General features: G+C 35.3%; 18 protein-coding genes. 12 read left to right on the top strand and 6 right to left on the bottom strand.

The features are described 5' to 3' along the window. The first annotated feature begins 81 nt into the window (after positions 1-81). From KI356_RS17335 to KI356_RS17305, 7 genes are all read left to right on the top strand, one after another. Positions 82-942 carry a M15 family metallopeptidase gene (locus tag KI356_RS17335; RefSeq protein WP_212936005.1) on the top strand — a complete coding sequence of 287 codons (861 nt, stop codon included), beginning with the start codon at positions 82-84 and terminating at the stop codon, positions 940-942. Between the two features lie 169 nt (positions 943-1111). Beyond that, a complete protein-coding gene (locus KI356_RS17330) occupies positions 1112-2212 on the top strand; it encodes an amidohydrolase/deacetylase family metallohydrolase (RefSeq protein ID WP_212936004.1) in 1101 nt (366 codons plus the stop codon). Beyond that, positions 2190-3293, top strand: a complete 1104-nt coding sequence (locus KI356_RS17325) for a DgaE family pyridoxal phosphate-dependent ammonia lyase (RefSeq protein WP_212936003.1) — start codon at positions 2190-2192, stop codon at positions 3291-3293. The genes KI356_RS17330 and KI356_RS17325 overlap by 23 nt, the downstream gene beginning before the upstream one ends. A 1-nt stretch (position 3294) precedes the next feature. After that, a complete protein-coding gene (gene dagF, locus KI356_RS17320; RefSeq protein ID WP_212936002.1) occupies positions 3295-4050 on the top strand; it encodes a 2-dehydro-3-deoxy-phosphogluconate aldolase in 756 nt (251 codons plus the stop codon). After that, positions 4043-5059: a sugar kinase gene (locus KI356_RS17315; protein ID WP_212936001.1), complete on the top strand. Its 1017-nt coding sequence runs from the start codon at positions 4043-4045 to the stop codon at positions 5057-5059. Before dagF ends, KI356_RS17315 begins: the two co-directional genes overlap by 8 nt. Next, positions 5059-5784, top strand: coding sequence for a GntR family transcriptional regulator (locus KI356_RS17310; RefSeq protein WP_128282888.1), 726 nt, complete (start codon positions 5059-5061; stop codon positions 5782-5784). Before KI356_RS17315 ends, KI356_RS17310 begins: the two co-directional genes overlap by 1 nt. A gap of 261 nt (positions 5785-6045) precedes the next feature. Then, positions 6046-6234, top strand: coding sequence for a YjcZ family sporulation protein (locus KI356_RS17305; RefSeq protein WP_128282889.1), 189 nt, complete (start codon positions 6046-6048; stop codon positions 6232-6234). A 53-nt stretch (positions 6235-6287) separates the two neighbouring features. On the opposite strand, the gene KI356_RS17300 is transcribed toward KI356_RS17305, so the two are convergent. From KI356_RS17300 to KI356_RS17275, 6 genes are all read right to left on the bottom strand, one after another. After that, on the bottom strand, positions 6288-8267 hold the full coding sequence (locus KI356_RS17300; RefSeq protein ID WP_212936000.1) for an FtsX-like permease family protein: 1980 nt from the start codon (positions 8265-8267) through the stop codon (positions 6288-6290). Continuing rightward, positions 8264-9016 carry an ABC transporter ATP-binding protein gene (locus KI356_RS17295; RefSeq protein ID WP_002123407.1) on the bottom strand — a complete coding sequence of 251 codons (753 nt, stop codon included), beginning with the start codon at positions 9014-9016 and terminating at the stop codon, positions 8264-8266. Before KI356_RS17295 ends, KI356_RS17300 begins: the two co-directional genes overlap by 4 nt. 20 nt (positions 9017-9036) lie before the next feature. Then, positions 9037-10992, bottom strand: coding sequence for an FtsX-like permease family protein (locus KI356_RS17290; protein ID WP_128282891.1), 1956 nt, complete (start codon positions 10990-10992; stop codon positions 9037-9039). An 89-nt stretch (positions 10993-11081) separates the two neighbouring features. Continuing rightward, on the bottom strand, positions 11082-13052 hold the full coding sequence (locus tag KI356_RS17285; RefSeq protein WP_212935999.1) for an FtsX-like permease family protein: 1971 nt from the start codon (positions 13050-13052) through the stop codon (positions 11082-11084). 94 nt (positions 13053-13146) lie between these two features. Then, a complete protein-coding gene (locus KI356_RS17280) occupies positions 13147-14169 on the bottom strand; it encodes a sensor histidine kinase (RefSeq protein WP_128282893.1) in 1023 nt (340 codons plus the stop codon). Between the two features lie 2 nt (positions 14170-14171). Further along, positions 14172-14867, bottom strand: coding sequence for a response regulator transcription factor (locus KI356_RS17275; protein ID WP_002123400.1), 696 nt, complete (start codon positions 14865-14867; stop codon positions 14172-14174). A gap of 209 nt (positions 14868-15076) precedes the next feature. Between KI356_RS17275 and KI356_RS17270 the strand changes: the two genes are divergently transcribed. The 5 genes from KI356_RS17270 to KI356_RS17250 all read left to right on the top strand — a co-directional run bounded on the left by KI356_RS17270 (position 15077) and on the right by KI356_RS17250 (position 19195). Then, complete coding sequence (locus tag KI356_RS17270) at positions 15077-15349, top strand: autorepressor SdpR family transcription factor (protein ID WP_002067754.1); 273 nt, start codon at positions 15077-15079, stop codon at positions 15347-15349. Continuing rightward, entirely contained in the window at positions 15346-15981 is a 636-nt protein-coding gene (locus KI356_RS17265; protein ID WP_212935998.1) for an SdpI family protein, read from the top strand. The genes KI356_RS17270 and KI356_RS17265 overlap by 4 nt, the downstream gene beginning before the upstream one ends. Positions 15982-16114: 133 nt before the next feature. Continuing rightward, on the top strand, positions 16115-16750 hold the full coding sequence (locus KI356_RS17260; RefSeq protein ID WP_212935997.1) for an SdpI family protein: 636 nt from the start codon (positions 16115-16117) through the stop codon (positions 16748-16750). A gap of 164 nt (positions 16751-16914) precedes the next feature. Continuing rightward, positions 16915-17631 (top strand): ABC transporter ATP-binding protein, encoded by a 717-nt coding sequence (locus tag KI356_RS17255; protein WP_002123394.1) that lies wholly within the window; start codon positions 16915-16917, stop codon positions 17629-17631. Next, positions 17621-19195, top strand: a complete 1575-nt coding sequence (locus KI356_RS17250; RefSeq protein WP_212935996.1) for a permease-like membrane multi-spanning protein — start codon at positions 17621-17623, stop codon at positions 19193-19195. Before KI356_RS17255 ends, KI356_RS17250 begins: the two co-directional genes overlap by 11 nt. Positions 19196-19333 lie beyond the last annotated feature (138 nt).

Here is a 19333-nt window from a genome sequence, read left to right as displayed (position 1 = left end):
AAAAATTTAAACTTTACCCCACCTTTTATTTTAATAGTTTTTTCTATTCTATACGTAAGTTACGTTAAGGAGGAACTAGAAATGAAAAAGTGGGTATTTATTTCTCTTTTTACAGCATGCACAGTATGTGTAGGCTTTTATATATCACCGTTATTTCAAAAGGAAATCAACGTTAAAATTGTCGGAAAAGATGAGCTAGTAAAGGCGGCAAACACCGAGAAGAAAGAGATTACGAAGGAACAAATTTATAAGGGCGATTTATTATTAGTTAACAAAGATTATCCAGTAAAAAAAGATAGTATTAGGTCTGATATTATAAATGTAAATCATAATAGTGAATTAGTGAGAGGCTATGTAATATTTGATAGAAATCTGCGCTTATCAAAGGATGTTGTAAAAAAGTTTTTGAACGTTGTCGATGCGGCTGGAAAAGAAAGTGTTAACCATTTTTTGATTAGTAGTGGCTATAGAGATTTCCAAGAGCAAAGACAGCTATATGAAAAAATGGGCTCTGACTATGCACTTCCAGCAGGATATAGTGAACATAATTTAGGATTATCACTGGACGTTGGGTCTACTCAAAAGAAAATGGAGAAAGCGCCTGAAGGAAAATGGATTGAAGATAATGTATGGAAGCACGGATTTGTTTTACGTTATCCGAAAAATAAAAGTAACATTACAGGCATTCAATATGAGCCGTGGCACATTCGTTATGTCGGCTTACCTCATAGTGCTATTATGCAAAAAAAGAATTTCACACTAGAGGAATATTTAGAGTTTTTAAAAGAGGAAAAAGAGATTTCAACTGAAGTAGAAGGTAAGAAATACACGGTTTCTTATTATAAAGTTTTAGGGAATATGAAAGTGAGTGTTCCAGCAAATAAGCAGTATGAAATTTCAGGGAACAATATGGATGGGGTTATTGTGACGGTTCAGGAATAGAGAAGAAAGCTATCTGAAGTAGATAGCTTTTTAATTACTTTTAAACATTATAACGTTATATTTACTTCTCTCTTTTTTTGTGTTACGCTAAACGTGTGAAAGAGATATAAAATGAAACTTTAATGTAAGCGTATTCTTATGGCTTCTTATAGAAAAGGGTGGAAATACAATGACAGAACGATTCGTACTACGTAATGTGAAACGTGTGAACGGGGAAGAGATTGACATTGTAGTTGAAAATAATAAAATCGCACAGGTGACGAAAGCTGGTACTGGCGAGGGTGGAAAGGTTCTTGATTACTCAGGTACTTACGTATCGAGTGGTTGGATTGATTTGCACGTTCATGCTTTTCCAGAGTTTGATCCGTATGGCGATGAGGTTGATGAAATTGGCGTTAAGCAAGGGGTAACGACAATTGTTGATGCGGGTAGCTGTGGTGCTGATCGTATTGCAGATTTAGTTTTAAGTAGAGAGCAGGCAAAGACAAATCTATTTGCCTTTTTAAATATTTCTCGAATTGGATTAAAACGAATTGATGAATTATCCAATATGGAATGGATAGATAAAGAGAAAGTAATAGAAGCAGTAGAAAAGTATAAAGATGTAATCGTTGGTTTAAAAGCGAGAATGAGTAAGAGTGTCGTTTGTGATAGTGGAATTGAACCACTTCATGTGGCGCGCTCTTTATCTCGTGAAACATCATTACCGATTATGGTACATATCGGTTCAGCGCCTCCTCGCATTGAGGAAGTTGTACCTCTTTTAGAAAAAGATGATGTGATTACACATTACTTAAACGGGAAAGAAAATAATTTATTTGATGAAGAAGGCAAACCGCTACCTGTGTTACTAGATGCAGTGAATCGCGGTGTTTATTTAGATGTTGGTCACGGTAATGCTAGTTTTTCTTTTAAAGTAGCAGAAGCAGCGAAGCGTCATGGTATTGCCTTTAATACAATTAGTACAGATATTTACCGGAAGAATCGTATACACGGTCCAGTGTATAGTATGGCTCACGTTCTTTCGAAATTCCTTTACTTAGGTTATCCGCTAGAAGAGGTAATTGATGCGGTGACGAAAAATGCGGCAGAGTGGCTGAAAAAACCAGAGCTTGGTCGTATTCAAGAAGGAGATATTGCAAACTTAACTTTATTTACGGTGAAAGATGAACCGATTACGTTAATTGATTCAGAAGGGGATCAGCGCATTGCTGAAAGAAGAATTGATACGAAGGGGGTTGTAATCAATGGGTTATTCATTGAATGCTAAGTACGGATTAAAAAGAGTTATTAATGCGAGCGGTAGAATGAGTATTTTAGGTGTATCTGCTCCGACAGATACAGTTATGGATGCGATGAAGCATGGTGGACAAAATTATGTGGAAATTGCAGATTTAGTAGATAAAGCAGGAGACCATATTGCGAGAATTCTAGATTCAGAGGCAGCGGTCGTTGTGAACTCAGCATCGAGCGGAATTGCGCTTTCTATCGCTGGTATTGTTACAGAAGGAAATCGACGTAAAAGTGAAAGACTTCATCAAGAGGTCATCGCGAAAAACGAAGTGATTATGTTAAAAGGTCATAACGTTCAATACGGTGCTCCTGTTGAAACGATGATTTATTTAGGCGGCGGGAAACTTGTAGAAGTTGGCTACGCAAATGAAGGGAAAGCAGAACATATTGAAGATGCAATCGGTGAAAATACAGCGGCAATTCTTTATGTGAAATCACATCATGCAGTGCAAAAAAATATGATTTCTGTTGAAGAGGCATGGGAAGTAGCGCAGCGAAATAACATACCACTTATCGTCGATGCAGCAGCTGAAGAAGATATTCAAAAATATGTGAAGTATTCAGATTTAGCCATTTATAGCGGTTCAAAAGCGATTGAAGGACCTACTTCTGGTATTGTCGGCGGTAAACGAAAATATATTGAATGGCTGAAAGTGCAATTACATTGCATCGGAAGAAGTATGAAAGTTGGGAAAGAGACGACTTTCGGTTTACTTCAAGCGCTTGATGAGTACGGAGTAAAAGAAGATAAGAGCCAGCAAGAAAAAGAGCTGTTACAAGTACTTATGCCGCTGAAAGAATTAAACGGTGTAAATGTAACGATCGTTCAAGATGAAGCAGGAAGAGCAATCTTTAGAGCACGCATTCATATTAACGAGCAAGAATTAAATAAATCAGCAAAAGACGTTGTGACAGCATTACGCGAAGGGGAAATCGCAATTTACACACGTGATTACGGAGTAAGACAAGGATTCTTTGATATCGATCCCCGTCCACTTCAAGGTGATGATATACATGTTATTGAAGAAAAAATGAGAGAAATTGTAGGGGGAAACTAAAATGACAACCATTCAAAAACGTTTTTATAAAGGCCGCGTAGCATTAAATGTATTAGCGAACGATATCGAAAATGCGAAAGATATTTTTGAAGCAGCAGAAGGTTATGTAGTCGTTGGTGTGTTATCAAAAGATTATCCAACAGTAGAAGAAGCAGTAATTGCGATGAAAGCATACGGAAAAGAAATTGATGACGCTGTATCAATCGGACTAGGTGCAGGAGATAATCGCCAAGCAGCAGTTGTAGCTGAAATTTCGAAGCATTATCCTGGCAGTCATATTAACCAAGTGTTCCCTTCAGTTGGAGCAACGCGCGCAAATCTAGGCGGAAAAGATAGCTGGATTAATAGTTTAGTATCACCAACAGGAAAAGTAGGTTATGTAAATATTTCTACTGGACCAATTAGTGCGGCTGGGGAAGAAAAAGCAATCGTTCCAATTAAAACAGCAATCGCACTTGTACGTGATATGGGCGGAAATTCATTGAAATACTTCCCAATGAAAGGTTTAGCTCATGAAGAAGAATATCGCGCGGTTGTGAAAGCTTGTGCGGAAGAAGGGTTTGCATTAGAGCCAACGGGCGGAATTGATAAAGAAAACTTCGAAACAATTGTACGTATTGCGTTAGAGGCAAACGTAGAGCAAGTTATCCCGCATGTGTATTCTTCTATTATTGATAAAGAAACTGGTAATACGAAAGTAGAAGATGTAAGTGAATTATTAGCGGTAGTGAAGAAGTTAGTTGATCAATATGCGTAAGAAAATTGCAGCATTCGGCGAAGTAATGATGCGCCTGCAAGTACCAGGATATGAATTGTTGTCGCAAGCTAACACTCTAAATTACTCATTTTCTGGTACAGGTGTGAACGTTGCAGCGGCCCTTTCTCATCTCGGGCATGAAGGGTTTCTTGTTTCAACTTTACCGGAAAACTCGGTTGGAGATGCTGCGGTATCGCACATTCAAAAATTAGGTATTCGCCCTTCATTTATTTCAAGAGGCGGTAAATATGTTGGCATGTACTTTTTAGAAAATGGATTTGGCGCACGGGCAAGCCGCGTTACATATTCGAATCGATTAGAAAGTAGTTTCAATACGGCATGTGAAGAGATGTATCAATTTGAAGAAATCGCAAAGGAAATTGATATCGTCCATTTTTGCGGAATTACACTTGCAATGAATGATACTGTGCGTCATCATATGAAATCTTTAGCGAAAGCAGTTAAAGAAAATGGAGGCACCGTCGTTTTTGATTGCAACTATCGTCCGTCGCTTTGGGGAGAAGATGGATATGAACAGGCGAAACCACATTATGAAGAAATGCTTGGACTTGCTAATATCGTTATGATGAATGAAAAAGATGCAATGTTCGTTCTTGGAATGAAAACAGAAGAGACAGAGCGAGAAGCACAACTGATGGATCTCATTCCAAAGGTCGCTGAAATGTATCATATCGCTACAATTGCTGGTACACATCGCTCTATTAATAGCGATAATACACATTCACTTCGTGGATTTATTTGTAAAGATGGGGCGTTCACTTTTGCAAAAACACTTACGTTTTCTGTATATGATAGAATAGGTGCTGGAGATGCTTATACGAGCGGGATTATTCATGGCGAGATAGAAGAGTTTGCACCAGAGAAAGCTGTTTCATTTGCGTCAGCAGCTGGAATGCTTGCACATACAATCGTCGGTGATACGCCAATGTCATCAGAGAAAGATATACTTCGGGCGATGACGGCATCAGTAGGTGATGTAGAAAGGTAGTGGGTGTAACGGTGAACGTAACGAGAAAAAAAGGACCATTATATTTACAAATAAAAAATATTATTCGTGATCGAATATTACATGGTGTATATGCGATTCATACGAATATTCCTTCTGAACCACAATTAGAGGAAGAGTTCAAAGTGAGCAAAATTACAGTTCGTAATGCGATTAAAGAACTCGCTCAAGAAGGATATTTGGAGAAGAAGAGTGGTAAAGGAACGAAAGTGATTCGTAATACTTCTGCGACAAAACTGTCGAAGGGTAAGAAATTTACTGAAGTGTTAGTGGAAGAAGGATATAAAGTACAAAAGAAATTGCTAAAGGCAGAAGTGGTTCATAATGAAGAAGGAACAGTGCCGTTTCGATTATTCGGTAAAGAGAGTTTCCGTATTGAACGATTATATGCGTTAAATGATGCGCCGTATATTCATTATACGCACTACTTCTCAGCGCAAATGGCAAGTACAGATTTATCGGACTTTGATTTACAATCGCTTTACGATTTAGTCGAGGACCGAGGTATACATTTAGAAAACTTCAGAGATGAATTCGCAGTTGGATTTGCGCCTAGTTTCGTTGCAGAAGCGTTAGGTGAAAAAGAAGGCGCTGCATTATTAAAACGTATGCGCTATTCTTACGATGAAGTTGGCGAAGTAATTGAATATAGTGAAGGCTACTACAATACAGAAATGCAGCATTATGTAGTTAATTATGATATATAGGAAGTAAAGAGGGGGAAGTACTCCCTCTTTTTTTGTGTGAGATGGCATGTTGCTTTATATTTTTACTGAACATATTTATAAAAAAAACAGGAGGTGCCTCGCTAAAGGTATTTCCTGTTTTTTTTAGCCTATTTCTCAAAACAAGCCCGTTTTTAGGAATGCCAAGCTTCCTATTTGCCCTGAAAACATAATATAAATGGAATCCCCTCATTTAGAGCAAGTTGAACTTGTTATGAATGATACTAAAGGAGGAATAGAATAATGGGCGAACATTGTGAACACAGACATGATGATTGTGACCGCAGACGTGGTTGCGGAGGCGGTTTTGCGCTTCTAATCGTATTGTTTATTTTATTAATTATCATCGGTGCTAGCTGCTTCGGCGGAGGCGGTGGTTGTGGTTACGGCGGTTATGGTGGCTATGGCGGCGGCTATGGTGGATACTGCTAATTATTAAAAACTATTGAAAATGGCCTTGTGCAATACGCACAAGGCCATTTTATTCATATCTTGATATGCTGTGATAATTTATTAATGTACAGAGAACGGATTAAGAAGAAGAAAATAATCTCGATAATCCCGAACAACGTAAGTATAATGATTAATTCTTTTAATAAAGAGAAAGAAAACATGCTTTGTAAAAACTGAATCGCAAATATTGTATGAATACCAGCAACGATATAAGGAATGAAAAATAAAATTCCTAATTGAATCGTTGCGGAACGAAACATTTCTGATTCTGTTAAGCCGAGTTTTGTAATTGTAATGTACTTTTGTTTTTCAGTTGTTAAGTCGTTATACATACGGAAGTATAAAACACTGGCTGCCCCGATAAAGAAAATAAAGCCAAGAAATGTCCAAATAAAGAAAAAAGCAATTGAATTTCCTTTACTGTAGTTTAGATCATCAGTAGCTATATGAATATTAAATGGGGTGTTAGGAGCCGATTCTGTATCTTTATATGCCTTATAGAAGCTATCGGCATCATTACTAACATGTTTTAATATATTTTTCGTCGGAACATTTGCATCTTCCCAGTTCTCAACGAAGTAGTTATAAACTATAGTCGTTTCAATATGAGGAATCATATTATCAAATACATAATCTTGTACAACAATTATATGTGGGAATGCATAGGCTGGTTCGATCCCTTTATTAATAAATCCTTTAATATGAAATTCCTTTTTATTTGATCCGAGTGTAATTGTATTTTGTTTTGCAAATGGATTTGATACAAGATTTAAGAGTTCTGGCGAGTACTGAGAAATAATATAAACTTGTGTAGAATCAAGGGTTATTTCCGATCTCTTTAATTGTTTCGCAAGTGTGTTATAGTCACTCATTTTCATAAGAGTAATGTCTTCTTTTAAAGCGGTATCTTTTAACATTGTAACCTTATGCTTATTGTATTGAAAATTAGCATTTGTAAGCTCCGCTTCAATTGTAGCAATGTGCTTTTGTTCAAATGGATTTTCATCTTCGGACGTATATGTGAAGGGGAAAGGATATCGTTCTAATGTCGATGCTTTCGTATTATTATTAGCAGCAAATAGCCCAATAATAATTGTAAATGCAAGTGCTGACAACATAGAAACGATAAAGAGCACATTAATATTACTACGCGTACGGCTAGCTAAATCTGAAATCCATAACATGTTTATTTGTTTCATATAAAACTTTCTCCGCTTCTTTAAGATAAAGATAAAGAGGAGAAATGTTTGTGAAAAGAATAAATACGTTCCGACTACTACGAGCGGTAAAATAGATAAAATAATAAGGTTTACAGAGCCGTTTTGTACATTTTTTTCTGTTACGTAGCCTTGTGGGTAACCGGCGATATAATAGCATAGCCCTAAACAAATTAAGGCAAATAATGAAATGAGTATAGATGGTCTTTTTTCGTCTTTTTCACTTTTATTATTTTTAATTAATCGAGTTGTTTTACGAGTACGAATGAACATCGGTGTAAATGTAGAAACGATGAAAAATAAAATAATAAAAGTTACTGTTGTAACGATAATTGCTTCTGTTGGCCAATATAAATAGAGGCCTTTTGCATTTGTTAATTTAGAAGTAACGAGTAAGAAAAAGTTAGAAAACACAAGGCCGCCTTGAATACCTGCAAAGATAGCTAGTATTCCAATAATCATATTCTCAGTAAACAAAAGCCGTTTTAATTGTTTGTGTGAAATACCGAGAACAGTTAAAACGCCAAATTGTTGTTTCCGGACATTTAAAAATGTCCCGATAGAATATAAGAGAAAGAAGAACGAGAACAAAACGATAACAAACTGTGCCATGCCAGCTAAGTTCATGAGCGGATCTTGTTCCTGCAATTTATTCATAATTTGTAACCGCGGATGATACGCGTATACAGTAAATGAAAAGAAAACCATAATAGAAAACGCACTACTTACAAAGTAAGCGAAATATGCTTTCGAATTACGCGAGACATTTTTAAATGCAAATTGCCAAAATGTCATCCACGTCTTCCTCCTAATAATGCTAGAACATCTAATATTTCTTGATAAAATTTCTCACGATACAATCCGCGGTGCAGTTCATTGTAAAGCTCGCCATCTTTAATGAAAATAACACGGTTACAATAACTTGCTGCAAATGGATCGTGCGTAACCATTAAAATTGTTGCATCTTCTTCTTTGTTTAGCTTCGTAAATAATTCCATTACATCAATAGCTGACTTTGAGTCCAAGTTTCCTGTCGGTTCATCAGCTAGTAAGAGAGAAGGGTGATGAATAACAGCACGTGCTACAGCAGTACGCTGTGCTTGTCCTCCTGAAACTTCAAAAATACGCTTATTTAAAATGTGATCAATTCCAAGTTTTTTTGAGATATTATCGAGTTTTTGATCCATTTCTTTTAAAGGAACATTATCTAACGTTAAAGGTAACACGATATTTTCACCGATTGTTAACGTATCGAGTAAGTTAAAGTTTTGGAAAACAAATCCTAATTCTTGGCGACGAAAAATCGCTAATTTTTCTCTACGGAATGTATGTGGTTGTTTTCCGTTAATTACGACCTCTCCAGAAGTAGGTGAATCGATTGTGGAAATAACGTTTAAAAACGTAGATTTACCACTTCCAGACGGCCCCATGATCGCAACGAATTCACCTTTATCCACGTGTAAATTTATATTTTTTAAAGCGGTATGAGGGACTTTCCCCTCATACACTTTTGAGACGTTTTTGATGTGTAATACTTCTTCCATAATAATCACCTTTCTATTTCTTAAAACTTAATGTGTTGTGATAATTTTTGCATATAAAAGGAACGAATTAAAAGGAAAAATAGAATTTCAACTGTTCCAAAGATTACAAGTACAACCGTAATCTCAGCGAATAATGAGAGATTCAATATTTCTTGCAACATCTTTGTCGCAAACATCGTATGAATCGATGCCATAATGTAAGGAACAAAGAAAAGAATCGCAAGTTGAATGGTAGCAGATTGTTTCATCTCATCTTCTGTTAAGCCAATTTTCGTAACCGTTATATACTTTTCTTGCTCATTTGTTAAATCTGTATACATCCGGAAGTAAAGAACACTGCCAGCGCCGATAAAGAAAATAACACCTAGGAAAGTTCCAATTAAGAAAAATGAAGCAACATTTAGTTTTGTCTTGTATAGAGAGTCACTTGCTTCACTTGCGTGGAACGGTGGATGCTCTGCTTGAATCGCTGCATTGTCGTTATCGATTTTTGTTATAAACGCTGAGCCAATATTATATGCTTTCTCCCAATCCGGAACGTTAAAGTTATATACACTCATTTGTTTCGAAATAGTTGATAATGCTTCTACATTTTCATCAGATAGTACGAGTAAGTGTGATATTAAACTATTTGGGAAAGGGTTATAACTTTTATATTCTTTCACTTGTAGCTGTAAAGAGTTTTGAGAAAGCGTAAGAGTATTTTTCTTTTCTTTATCATAAATTGTTCCAATGAATTGATCATCTATGTCTTTAATAAGGATATAAGATTCATTATTCTTCACGTTGAGATGTTCCCAGTTTAACGCCTTAGCAAGTATATTATAGTCACTTTGTTTAATGGCATAATAGAGCTGCGGGTTCTCTTCTGCCGAAGATACTTCATATATATCCGTTTTAAATTTTGTATAAGTAAAGTGCTCTTCATTAAATTTTTGCTCTAACCAGTTTAAATGTTGATCAGCTAACGTATTTTCAGTATGAGATAAATACGTAAACGGGAAAGGGTTTTGCCTAATTTCCTCAAACTTTGTAAATTTCCCGAATCCATATAAGAATGTAATCATCGTAAAAGCGAGCGTCGATAGCATCGCTACAATAAAGAGCATGTTAATATTCGTTCGAATACGCGTTGCTAAATCGGAAATCCAAAGCATATTGATACGTTTCATATAAAACTTTCTTCTTGTCTTTAATATGCGAATGAGCAAGAAGCTAATTTGTGAAAAGAAAAAATATGTTCCAGCTGCAATGAGTGATGGAATGACAAATATACTAGAGACGGCGTACAAAACTCCAATTATGTCGCCTAGAGACATGAAATATAGTGGATTTGCTGCTAACGCATATCCAGATAGTAAGCATATCGCGCCAAAGAGAGAAATAAGTACGGATGCTTTTTTTTCTTTATGTTGTTTTCCTTCTTTTAAAAGTCGTACAGCTTTTCTCGTACGGATGAGCATCGGTGTGAAAGATGATACGAGAATAAAGAGCCCGATAAAAATTATCGTAGTTAAAACAATGGCTCCAGTTGGCCAATATAAATATAAACCAGGTACATGTGTAATTTTTGCGGTAACTAATAAAAAGAACTGTGAAAAAACAAGTCCAAGTTGAATGCCAAAAAATATGGAAAGAACACCGATTAACATATTTTCTATAAATATGAGTCGTTTTAATTGTTTTTGAGATATACCAAGTACAGTTAAAATCCCAAACTGTTTTTTTCGTACTTTTAAAAACGTACCAATTGAATAGAGTAAAAAGAAAAATGAAAAGAACACAATGATAACTTCTGAAATTGTCATTAATATGCTTAGAGCATAATTCACGTCTGTCGTATGCAATTTAGGGTGAAATAAGTAAACTGCAAATGAGAAAAAAATTGCAATGGAAAACGCACTGCTTACAAAATAGGCGAAATAAGCTCTGGCGTTCCTTGTTACGTTTTTAAATGCAAACTGCCAAAATGTCATTCGCCTGAACCTCCTAATAGAGTTAAAGTGAAAAGAGTGCGGGGAGAGGTTCCCTCATACTTTTTTCATAAAGCTCACCTTTTTATTATTTAAAACTTAATATGTTGCGATAACTTTTGCATATAAAGTGAACGAATTAATAGGAAAAAGATAATCTCAACCGTTCCAAAAATCACAAGTACAACCGTAATTTCAGCAAACAAAGATAAATTTATAAAATCTTGTAGCATCTTTGTCGCAAACATCGTATGAATGGAAGCCATAATGTACGGAACAAAAAACAAGATCCCAAGTTGAATGGTCGCTGAACGTTTCATTTCTGATTCTGTTAGGCCAATCTTCGTAATCGTTACATACTTTTCTTGCTCATTCGTTAAATCTGTATACATTCGGAAGTACAGTACACTGCCGGCTCCAATAAAGAAAATGATTCCGAGGAATGTTCCAATTAGGAAGTAAGAAGCACTTCCTGATTTGATTCTGTATAGGGAATTACTTGCTTCGAAAACTCGAATGAGTGCTCCTTCGTACTCAACGCTCGCACGGTCTTTATCAACTCGTTTTATCAATTCATCAGCAATGGCATACGTACTCTCCCAATTTTCTACGTTGTAATTATAGGCTGTTATATGTTTTGTATTATTTGGCAAATTGTTAACGACAGAATCAGTTAATACTAACGTTTCATAGGCAAAAGTAGAAGGGAGCGGATTATGTATTTCGAGCCCTTTTACTTGTAGCTTATAATTTATGTTAGCGAGTGTAATATGTGTTCTATTGTAATTTGGGTCGAATGCACTAAACAATGGGACATATGCCGCTCCAGATAATACATATGTTTCATTATCATTCATAAATAGTTGTGTTAATTGTAATGACGTAGCAAGCTTATTATAGTCACTTTGCTTTATGGCATATGTGTCATAATAAATTTCTGTACCATTTTCCGCTTCTACAGGTGTAGCGTATAAATCTACTTTAATTTTATCGTAAGAGAATTTCCCATCTTCTAGTTGCTTTTCGAGCCAATCTAAGTGCTGGGTAGTAAATGGATTGGCATCATATGAGAAATAAGAAAATGTGAATGGTGAGTTTCGTTCAACATCAAGTTTCATAAATTTCCCGAATCCATATAAAAATGTAATCATCGTAAATGCGATTGTAGATAGCATAGCTACAATGAAAAGCATATTAATATTTGACCGAATGCGGCTAGCCAAGTCTGAAATCCAAAGCATATTAATACGCTTCATATAAAACTTTCGTCTCTTTTTCAAAAGATGAATGAGCAAGAAACTAATTTGTGAAAAGAAGAAATACGTTCCAATTGAAACGAGTGCCGGGATCACAAAAATACTTGAAACCATATATATAACGCCTACTTGTGGATTTATTGCGACGAAATATTTAGGGTTTGCAGCTAAAATATAACCACCTAATAAACAGATAGCACCAAATAGAGAGATAAATATGGATGGTTTTCTTTCTTTTTGTTTCCCACCATTAGCTTTTAAAAGGTGTACCGTTTTTTTCGTACGAATTAGCATCGGTGTAAATGAAGATACAGCGATAAAGAGACTAAGAAATACAATCGTTGTTAAAATGAAAGCATTTGTGGGCCAATATAAATATATTCCTGGTACGTGCGTAATTTTCGCGGTCACTAATAAGAAAAATTGTGAAAAAACGAGTCCAAATTGCATGCCGAAAAAGATGGATAAAATACCGATTAACATATTTTCCATGAAAACGAGACGGTGTAATTGTTTTCTCGATATTCCTAAAACGGTTAAAACCCCGAATTGTTTTTTTCGAACTTTTAAAAAGGTACCGATGGAATATAGTAAAAAGAAGAAAGAGAAGAATACAATTACTACTTCTGAAAATATCATTAATCCTGAAACTTCAGAGATCATAGTGAAGTTTTGTAATTTCGGATGGAATAAATAAACGGCAAACGAAAAGAAAACAGCAATGGAAAAGGCACTGCTTAAAAAATAGGCAAAATAAGCTCTCGAGTTGCGCGTTACATTTTTAAATGCAAATTGCCAAAATGTCATAATACATACCTCTCGTTACAAGGGCAATATGTAGTCTTATTGCAAAAAATGTATGAGAGTAAGTTCTCATACATTTTGCTAGCATATGTTACGATCATGCTTCGGTCACCTTCTCCGTATTTTCTGCTTGATTATTTGCAGCGTTGTGGAAGATGATTTTAATCGTCGTTCCTTTACCAACTTCAGAATCTAGTTTGACAGAGTGACCTAAATAATCACAAATTTTACTTACAATATAAAGTCCCATACCAGTAGACTCTCCGAATGTACGACCATTTTTCCCAGTGTAAAATGGTTCAAATACTCTTCGAATATCTTCTTGCGGAATACCTACGCCTTCATCACGAACTTCTAAAATAATATCTTTTCCGTTTCGATAAGCAGATAAGAATACTTTCTTTCCGCGCTCACCAGAGTAACGAACAGCATTTGTCATTAACTGATAGATAATGAATTTTAACCATTTCGCATCAGAAGTAACTTTTAAATCAGAATGAACTTCTAAAACAGGGAAGACGCCATTACGGATGAATAGTTCTTTTAGGCCGTTAATATTTTTTGTTACAGTATCTTTTAATGAAATCGTCTCGACATGGAAGTCTTCATGGAAGTTATTTAATCTTGCCATGTATAAAGCCATATCAAGCCCTTGGTTCAGGCGATCTAATTCCTGTTTAAACTTTGGAATTAAATGTTCATCTTCCATTTCGAGCACCATAAGTTGCATGACGGAAACAGGTGTCTTCATTTGATGCACCCAATGGTTAATGAATAATTGATGTTCTTGTTGTTTTACTTCATATGATTGTAGTTCTTTTTGGAAGAGACGGTACTGCGTACGTACGAGTTCATTTACACCATGAGGCATCGGAGCGCTCGCCCTTTCAATAAATGCGTCTTCCATTTTTTCGGGCTGCTCACTTAATCTATGGTACATTCTACGATTGCGAACGTAACGATAAGCGAGGAAGCAAATAAATAAGTATAAGCTTAAAACAACGAAGTAAAACTTATTATTTTGAAATCCATCTACTGCATCATAGAGAACGAAAATAATTCCGAAGTTTAATACATATAGTAGAAAAAATGCAAAATGATCACGTAAAAATAGCTTCATGTTTATTCACTCCAAGTTGTGTTAAAACGATACCCAAGTCCACGTACTGTTTCAATAGAGTTCTCAATACCAAGCTCATTAAACTTTTTACGAAGGCGCGTAATATTTACGTTTAATGTATTTTCTTCAACGAAGCTTTCGTCATCCCAAAGGGCAGCTAATAAATCTTCACGACTCGCTGTACGAGGAAATTTAGATAATAACATTTCTGCTAAAATCGCTTCTTTCTTTGTTAAAAGAACTTGCTCAGATCCAAAATGAATTTCTGGACGCTCAGGGAATAATTTTAGCCCTTCTACTTCAACGATACGTTCAGAAATATTTGGTGCATAATCACCATAAATACGGCGTAATTGCCCTTTAATTTTCGCCATTACAACGTCGTAGTGGAACGGTTTCGTAATGTAATCATCCGCGCCACTTTCAATCGCCATAATTTGTTCCATTTCACCAGCACGTGCCGAAATGAAAATAATCGGACAAGTAGATTCATGACGAATTTGACGGCACCAGTAGAAACCATCGAATTTCGGTAAGTTTACATCAAGTAAAACAAGATGTGGTTTCACTGCGTTAAACGATTCCATAATATCATCAAAGTTTTCAGTAACAACAGCGTCGTACCCGTACTTTTGAATGTGAGATTGCAGTAATGATGAAATATTTGGATCGTCTTCAACGATTAAAATTTTATACATATGTATATTCCTCCTCAAAAAAACAATTGTAACTATAGTGTATCATGTGTTTCAAGTCTTTTCATTATGTTGAAATATAAGCTAGTAAGCAGTATAGGTCAAAAGCGTGAAAAGTAAAAAGGGCGCTGGATACAATTGACAAATATCGGTAATCAGTTTAATATTTAGATAAATATCTAAATGTCTAATTAGTGAGAGGAAGAAAGACATTGAATCAAGCATTCAAAGCATTAGCAGACCCAACAAGGCGAAAAATTTTAGATTTATTAAAAGAAGGCGATCTAACCGCTGGGGAAATTGCCGAACAATTCAATATGACGAAGCCAAGTATTTCACATCATTTAAGTGCGCTTAAAAATGCTGAACTTATTCAAGATGAAAAGAAAGGGCAATTCGTTGTGTACTCATTGAACACAACTGTATTTCAAGATTTATTGACTTGGGTGTTTACGTTTACGAATAAGGGGGAAGAGGGGAAATGAAAAAGCATCTTGTCGCAATTATTTTAATTTTTATAACTGGTCTAGCTTGGGCATATGCATGGCCAAATTTACCAGATACAATGGCAGTTCATTGGGGCACTGAAGGTGTGAATGGTTTTGCTTCCAAGTTTCATGCAATGCTGTTGCTACTTGGAATTATGATTTTCACTTATGTTTTATTAACAGTCACTCCTAAAATTGATCCTAAGAAAAAGAATTATGATAAGTTTTCTAGAAGTTATATGATAATAACTTCTAGCGTGTTAATAGTGTTATTTTTAGTTAATGTGCTTGTAATCGGGGTAGGATTAGGTTATGACATTCCGATGAATAGTACGCCGTATGTTCTTGTTGGTCTTTTATTTATAGTCATGGGAAACTATTTACCACAGTGCAAACCAAATTACTTTGTAGGTATAAAAACACCGTGGACGTTAAGTAACGAAGAAGTGTGGAGAAAGACGCATCGTTTTAGCGGAAAGGTGTTTGTTGTACTAGGGGTTATTATGATTTTAAGTATTTTTGCACCGGCAGCATGGAAAGCTTTCTTAATAGTTGGAATTATTATTGGTGCCGTAGGACTAACGATGGGATATTCTTATGTGGCTTATAAGAAAGAGATAGGATCTTAATAGAATAATATATAATTTATGGTGGTTGGAGTCAGATGAATATGTATCTTCAGATTAACAATAAAGTCATATTTTATTTATAAAAAGAACTAGGATAGAATGAGTGAATTAAAAACAGGGGAGTGCAGGAAAGGTGAAAAAACATCTTTTTGCAATTATATTAATTGTTACAACTTGTTTAGCTTGGGCGTTTGCTTGGCCTCATTTGCCGGATACAATCGCGACACATTGGAGTGGTGGTAAGGTAGATGGCTATTCTTCTAAACTTTACGGAATGATTTCTATGGTTGGAATTATGATTGCGTTATATATATTTCTAAATGTGATACCAAAGATTGATCCAAGGAAAGCAAATTACGAAAAATTTTCTAAAGCTTTTATGATGATGAATAACGGGATACTCCTGCTACTATTTGTAGGGAATATAGATATTATTACAAGTGGACTAGGATATAACTTATTCATTAATCGGGTTCCAGAATTATTAGTGGGTATTTTATTTTTAGTAATGGGTAATTATTTACCGCAATGTAAGCCAAACTTTTTCGTTGGAATGCGTAATCCTTGGACGTTAAGCAATGAAGAAGTATGGCGGAAAACACATCGATTTAGCGGAAAAGTATTTGTGGTTTTAGGAATTATTATGATTATAAGTGTTTTCGCTCCGGCTGATTGGAGATCTTATATGATGCTTGGGATTATAGTAGTTGCTGTTATCATAACGAATTTATATTCTTATGTTATTTATAAAAAAGAAATGCAATTGTGAGCAATAAGCGATTGAACTACACTAATCAAATTTAATATTTATAGTTTTTATGTGTTAACAGGTTCTAATACTCAGTGAGGATAAAAAACTTACTGAGTAAAATTAAAGGTTTTTCAGTCTGAATATTTCGTTTTTAATCCGAGGGATGGTTTGGGGGAAATCACATGTTAGAAATTATAAATTTTAGCAAGACATATAAAGGTGGTAAGAAAGCAGTAGATCATTTAAATATTACTGTTCAAGCAGGAGATATCTTTGGATTTATTGGACATAACGGTGCGGGGAAAAGTACAACAATTAAGTCGTTAGTAGGAGTTATAGATTTTGAAGAGGGCGAAATTTTTGTTGATGGACATTCAGTAAAAAAGGATCCGATTGCATGTAAGAAAGTAATGGCGTACATTCCTGATAATCCAGATTTATATGAACAATTAACAGGAATTCAATATTTGAACTTTGTTGCTGATGTGTTTAAAGTGTCTGCGAGGGATCGGGAAGAACAAATACAGAAGTATGGGGATGCTTTTGAGATTACACCTTACTTGGGAGACTTAATATCTTCTTATTCACACGGTATGAAACAAAAAGTAGCGATTATATCGGCGGTTTTGCATAAACCGAAATTATTAGTTTTAGATGAACCTTTCGTTGGTCTTGATCCAAAGGCAGCCGTAGTATTGAAAGGTATTATGAAAGAGCTTTGTGAAAAGGGAAGTGCGATTTTCTTTTCTACGCACGTTTTAGATGTGGCTGAGAAGTTATGTAATAAAATAGCCATGATTAATAGAGGGAAATTAGCACTTTCAGGGGAAGTAAATTCTTTAATAAAGGAAGGCTCATTGGAAGAGCTCTTTATGAAGGAGCTTGCTAATGAATATTAATAGTTTAGGTCTTTTGAAAATTCGGTTGATAACGCAGCTCGGTTTAAATACTTTTAAATACGAAAAAGATAAGAAAAAGAAGCAGAATAAAATTTTGCTAACAGCATCCCTTGCCTTAGTTGGTGTCATGTTAATGCTATATTGTGGGGCCTCAGCATATGGGTTGGTGAAGCTAGGAATGAGCGAAATTATTCCAGTTTATGCACTAGTTATTAGCAGTGTATTGACGTTGTTTTTCACTATATTTAAGGCAAATGGAGAAATTTTTGCTTTTAAGGACTACGATCTTTTAATGTCATTACCGATTCGTGTAAGTACTGTTATTACAAGTAGGTTTTTGTATTTATATTTGCTGAATACACTCTTTTCAATCATAATCATGCTACCAATGGGAGTTGTTTATGACATACATGAGAGGCCATCAGTTTCTTTTTACTTTATGTGGTTCATCAGTATGTTTATAGCGTCTTTAATCCCAACAACAATCGCAGCGATCTTTGGAGCTATGATTACGGCAATCGCTTCTAAATTTAAAAATACGAATAAAATAACTACGGTTTTAAGTTTTATAGTAATTATTACATTCGGTTTTTTCATGCTGAAAAACGGAAATGCTCAATATAGCCTTAATGATATGAATGGGATTGGTGCAATTGTTTCAGAGCAACTAACTAAAGTGTATCCATTAGCTAACATGTTTCAAAAAGCAATTGTTAATGCTGATATTGTAGCTTTCGTCCTATTCGTTGGGATATCGGTTATTTGGTATTATCTTTTTGTAAAAATACTTTCGTTAAAATATAAGCAAATAAACACAGGGATTACCACTTATCATATGCTTTCAAATTATGAGATTAATAGTTTGAGAAAAGAAAGTGTATTGGTCGCATTGTATAAAAAAGAGCTGAAACGTTTCTTCTCTTCTACAGTGTATGTCATAAATAGTGGAATGGGAGTCGTGATGGCCATAGCTTTCTCATTGGCTATAGTTGTAGTAGGACCAAGTCAATTAATAGCGTATCCTGGAATTGAGATCCTGTTGCAGAAGGTTGCGCCATTTGCTATTGCAGCAGCGATTTCGATGACGTGTACAACATGTGTGTCATTGTCTTTAGAAGGAAAAAATGTATGGATTATTAAGTCGTTGCCTATAGCGCCAAAGATGATTTATGACAGTAAAATTCTTATGAATCTTTCATTGAGTATACCTGCATCACTCATTAGTGCCGTATTACTGATAATAGGGTTAAAACTAGATGTTTGGAGTTCTCTTTTAATCGTCATAACACCAATAACATATTCATTATTTTCGGCAGTATGGGGAATTTTTATTAATAATCGATTTGGTTATTATGATTGGGTATCAGAAACTCAAATAGTAAAACAAAGTGTAGGATCGTTTGTCGGTATGTTTGGTGGCTTAATTACGGCTGTTATACCTGCCTTGTTAATTGGTACTGCTACTATCTCGAACTACAGAGTATTTACTTTGGGAGTTATTATAGTGCTTGCGATTATTACTATTTTCTTGTATAAGAACGAGTCGAGAAGAAGTATAAAGTGAAACTTTAATCAGTGGGGGGTTTGTTCATCCCCCACTGATTATCAGCCCTCACCAATCGGGCGTTTACGGGCAGTTGATCTCCCACCTAACTTCTTTGCTCCACCTGAATTTTGAGGTGGGAGTTTTACTGCCCGTTAA

The sequence above is a fragment of the Bacillus hominis genome (assembly GCF_018332515.1).
Taxonomy (GTDB): Bacteria; Bacillota; Bacilli; order Bacillales; family Bacillaceae_G; genus Bacillus_A; species Bacillus_A hominis.
This window is presented reverse-complemented; position numbering and strand designations above follow the sequence as displayed.

Bases quoted from the DNA above. Each gene is read 5' to 3' on its own strand.
- KI356_RS17335 (WP_212936005.1), top strand. From the start codon at position 82: ATGAAAAAGTGGGTATTTATTTCTCTTTTTACAGCATGCACAGTATGT.
- KI356_RS17330 (WP_212936004.1), top strand. From the start codon at position 1,112: ATGACAGAACGATTCGTACTACGTAATGTGAAACGTGTGAACGGGGAA.
- KI356_RS17325 (WP_212936003.1), top strand. From the start codon at position 2,190: ATGGGTTATTCATTGAATGCTAAGTACGGATTAAAAAGAGTTATTAAT.
- dagF (WP_212936002.1), top strand. From the start codon at position 3,295: ATGACAACCATTCAAAAACGTTTTTATAAAGGCCGCGTAGCATTAAAT.
- KI356_RS17315 (WP_212936001.1), top strand. From the start codon at position 4,043: ATGCGTAAGAAAATTGCAGCATTCGGCGAAGTAATGATGCGCCTGCAA.
- KI356_RS17305 (WP_128282889.1), top strand. From the start codon at position 6,046: ATGGGCGAACATTGTGAACACAGACATGATGATTGTGACCGCAGACGT.
- KI356_RS17300 (WP_212936000.1), bottom strand. From the start codon at position 8,267: ATGACATTTTGGCAATTTGCATTTAAAAATGTCTCGCGTAATTCGAAA.
- KI356_RS17295 (WP_002123407.1), bottom strand. From the start codon at position 9,016: ATGGAAGAAGTATTACACATCAAAAACGTCTCAAAAGTGTATGAGGGG.
- KI356_RS17290 (WP_128282891.1), bottom strand. From the start codon at position 10,992: ATGACATTTTGGCAGTTTGCATTTAAAAACGTAACAAGGAACGCCAGA.
- KI356_RS17285 (WP_212935999.1), bottom strand. From the start codon at position 13,052: ATGACATTTTGGCAATTTGCATTTAAAAATGTAACGCGCAACTCGAGA.
- KI356_RS17280 (WP_128282893.1), bottom strand. From the start codon at position 14,169: ATGAAGCTATTTTTACGTGATCATTTTGCATTTTTTCTACTATATGTA.
- KI356_RS17275 (WP_002123400.1), bottom strand. From the start codon at position 14,867: ATGTATAAAATTTTAATCGTTGAAGACGATCCAAATATTTCATCATTA.
- KI356_RS17265 (WP_212935998.1), top strand. From the start codon at position 15,346: ATGAAAAAGCATCTTGTCGCAATTATTTTAATTTTTATAACTGGTCTA.
- KI356_RS17255 (WP_002123394.1), top strand. From the start codon at position 16,915: ATGTTAGAAATTATAAATTTTAGCAAGACATATAAAGGTGGTAAGAAA.
- KI356_RS17250 (WP_212935996.1), top strand. From the start codon at position 17,621: ATGAATATTAATAGTTTAGGTCTTTTGAAAATTCGGTTGATAACGCAG.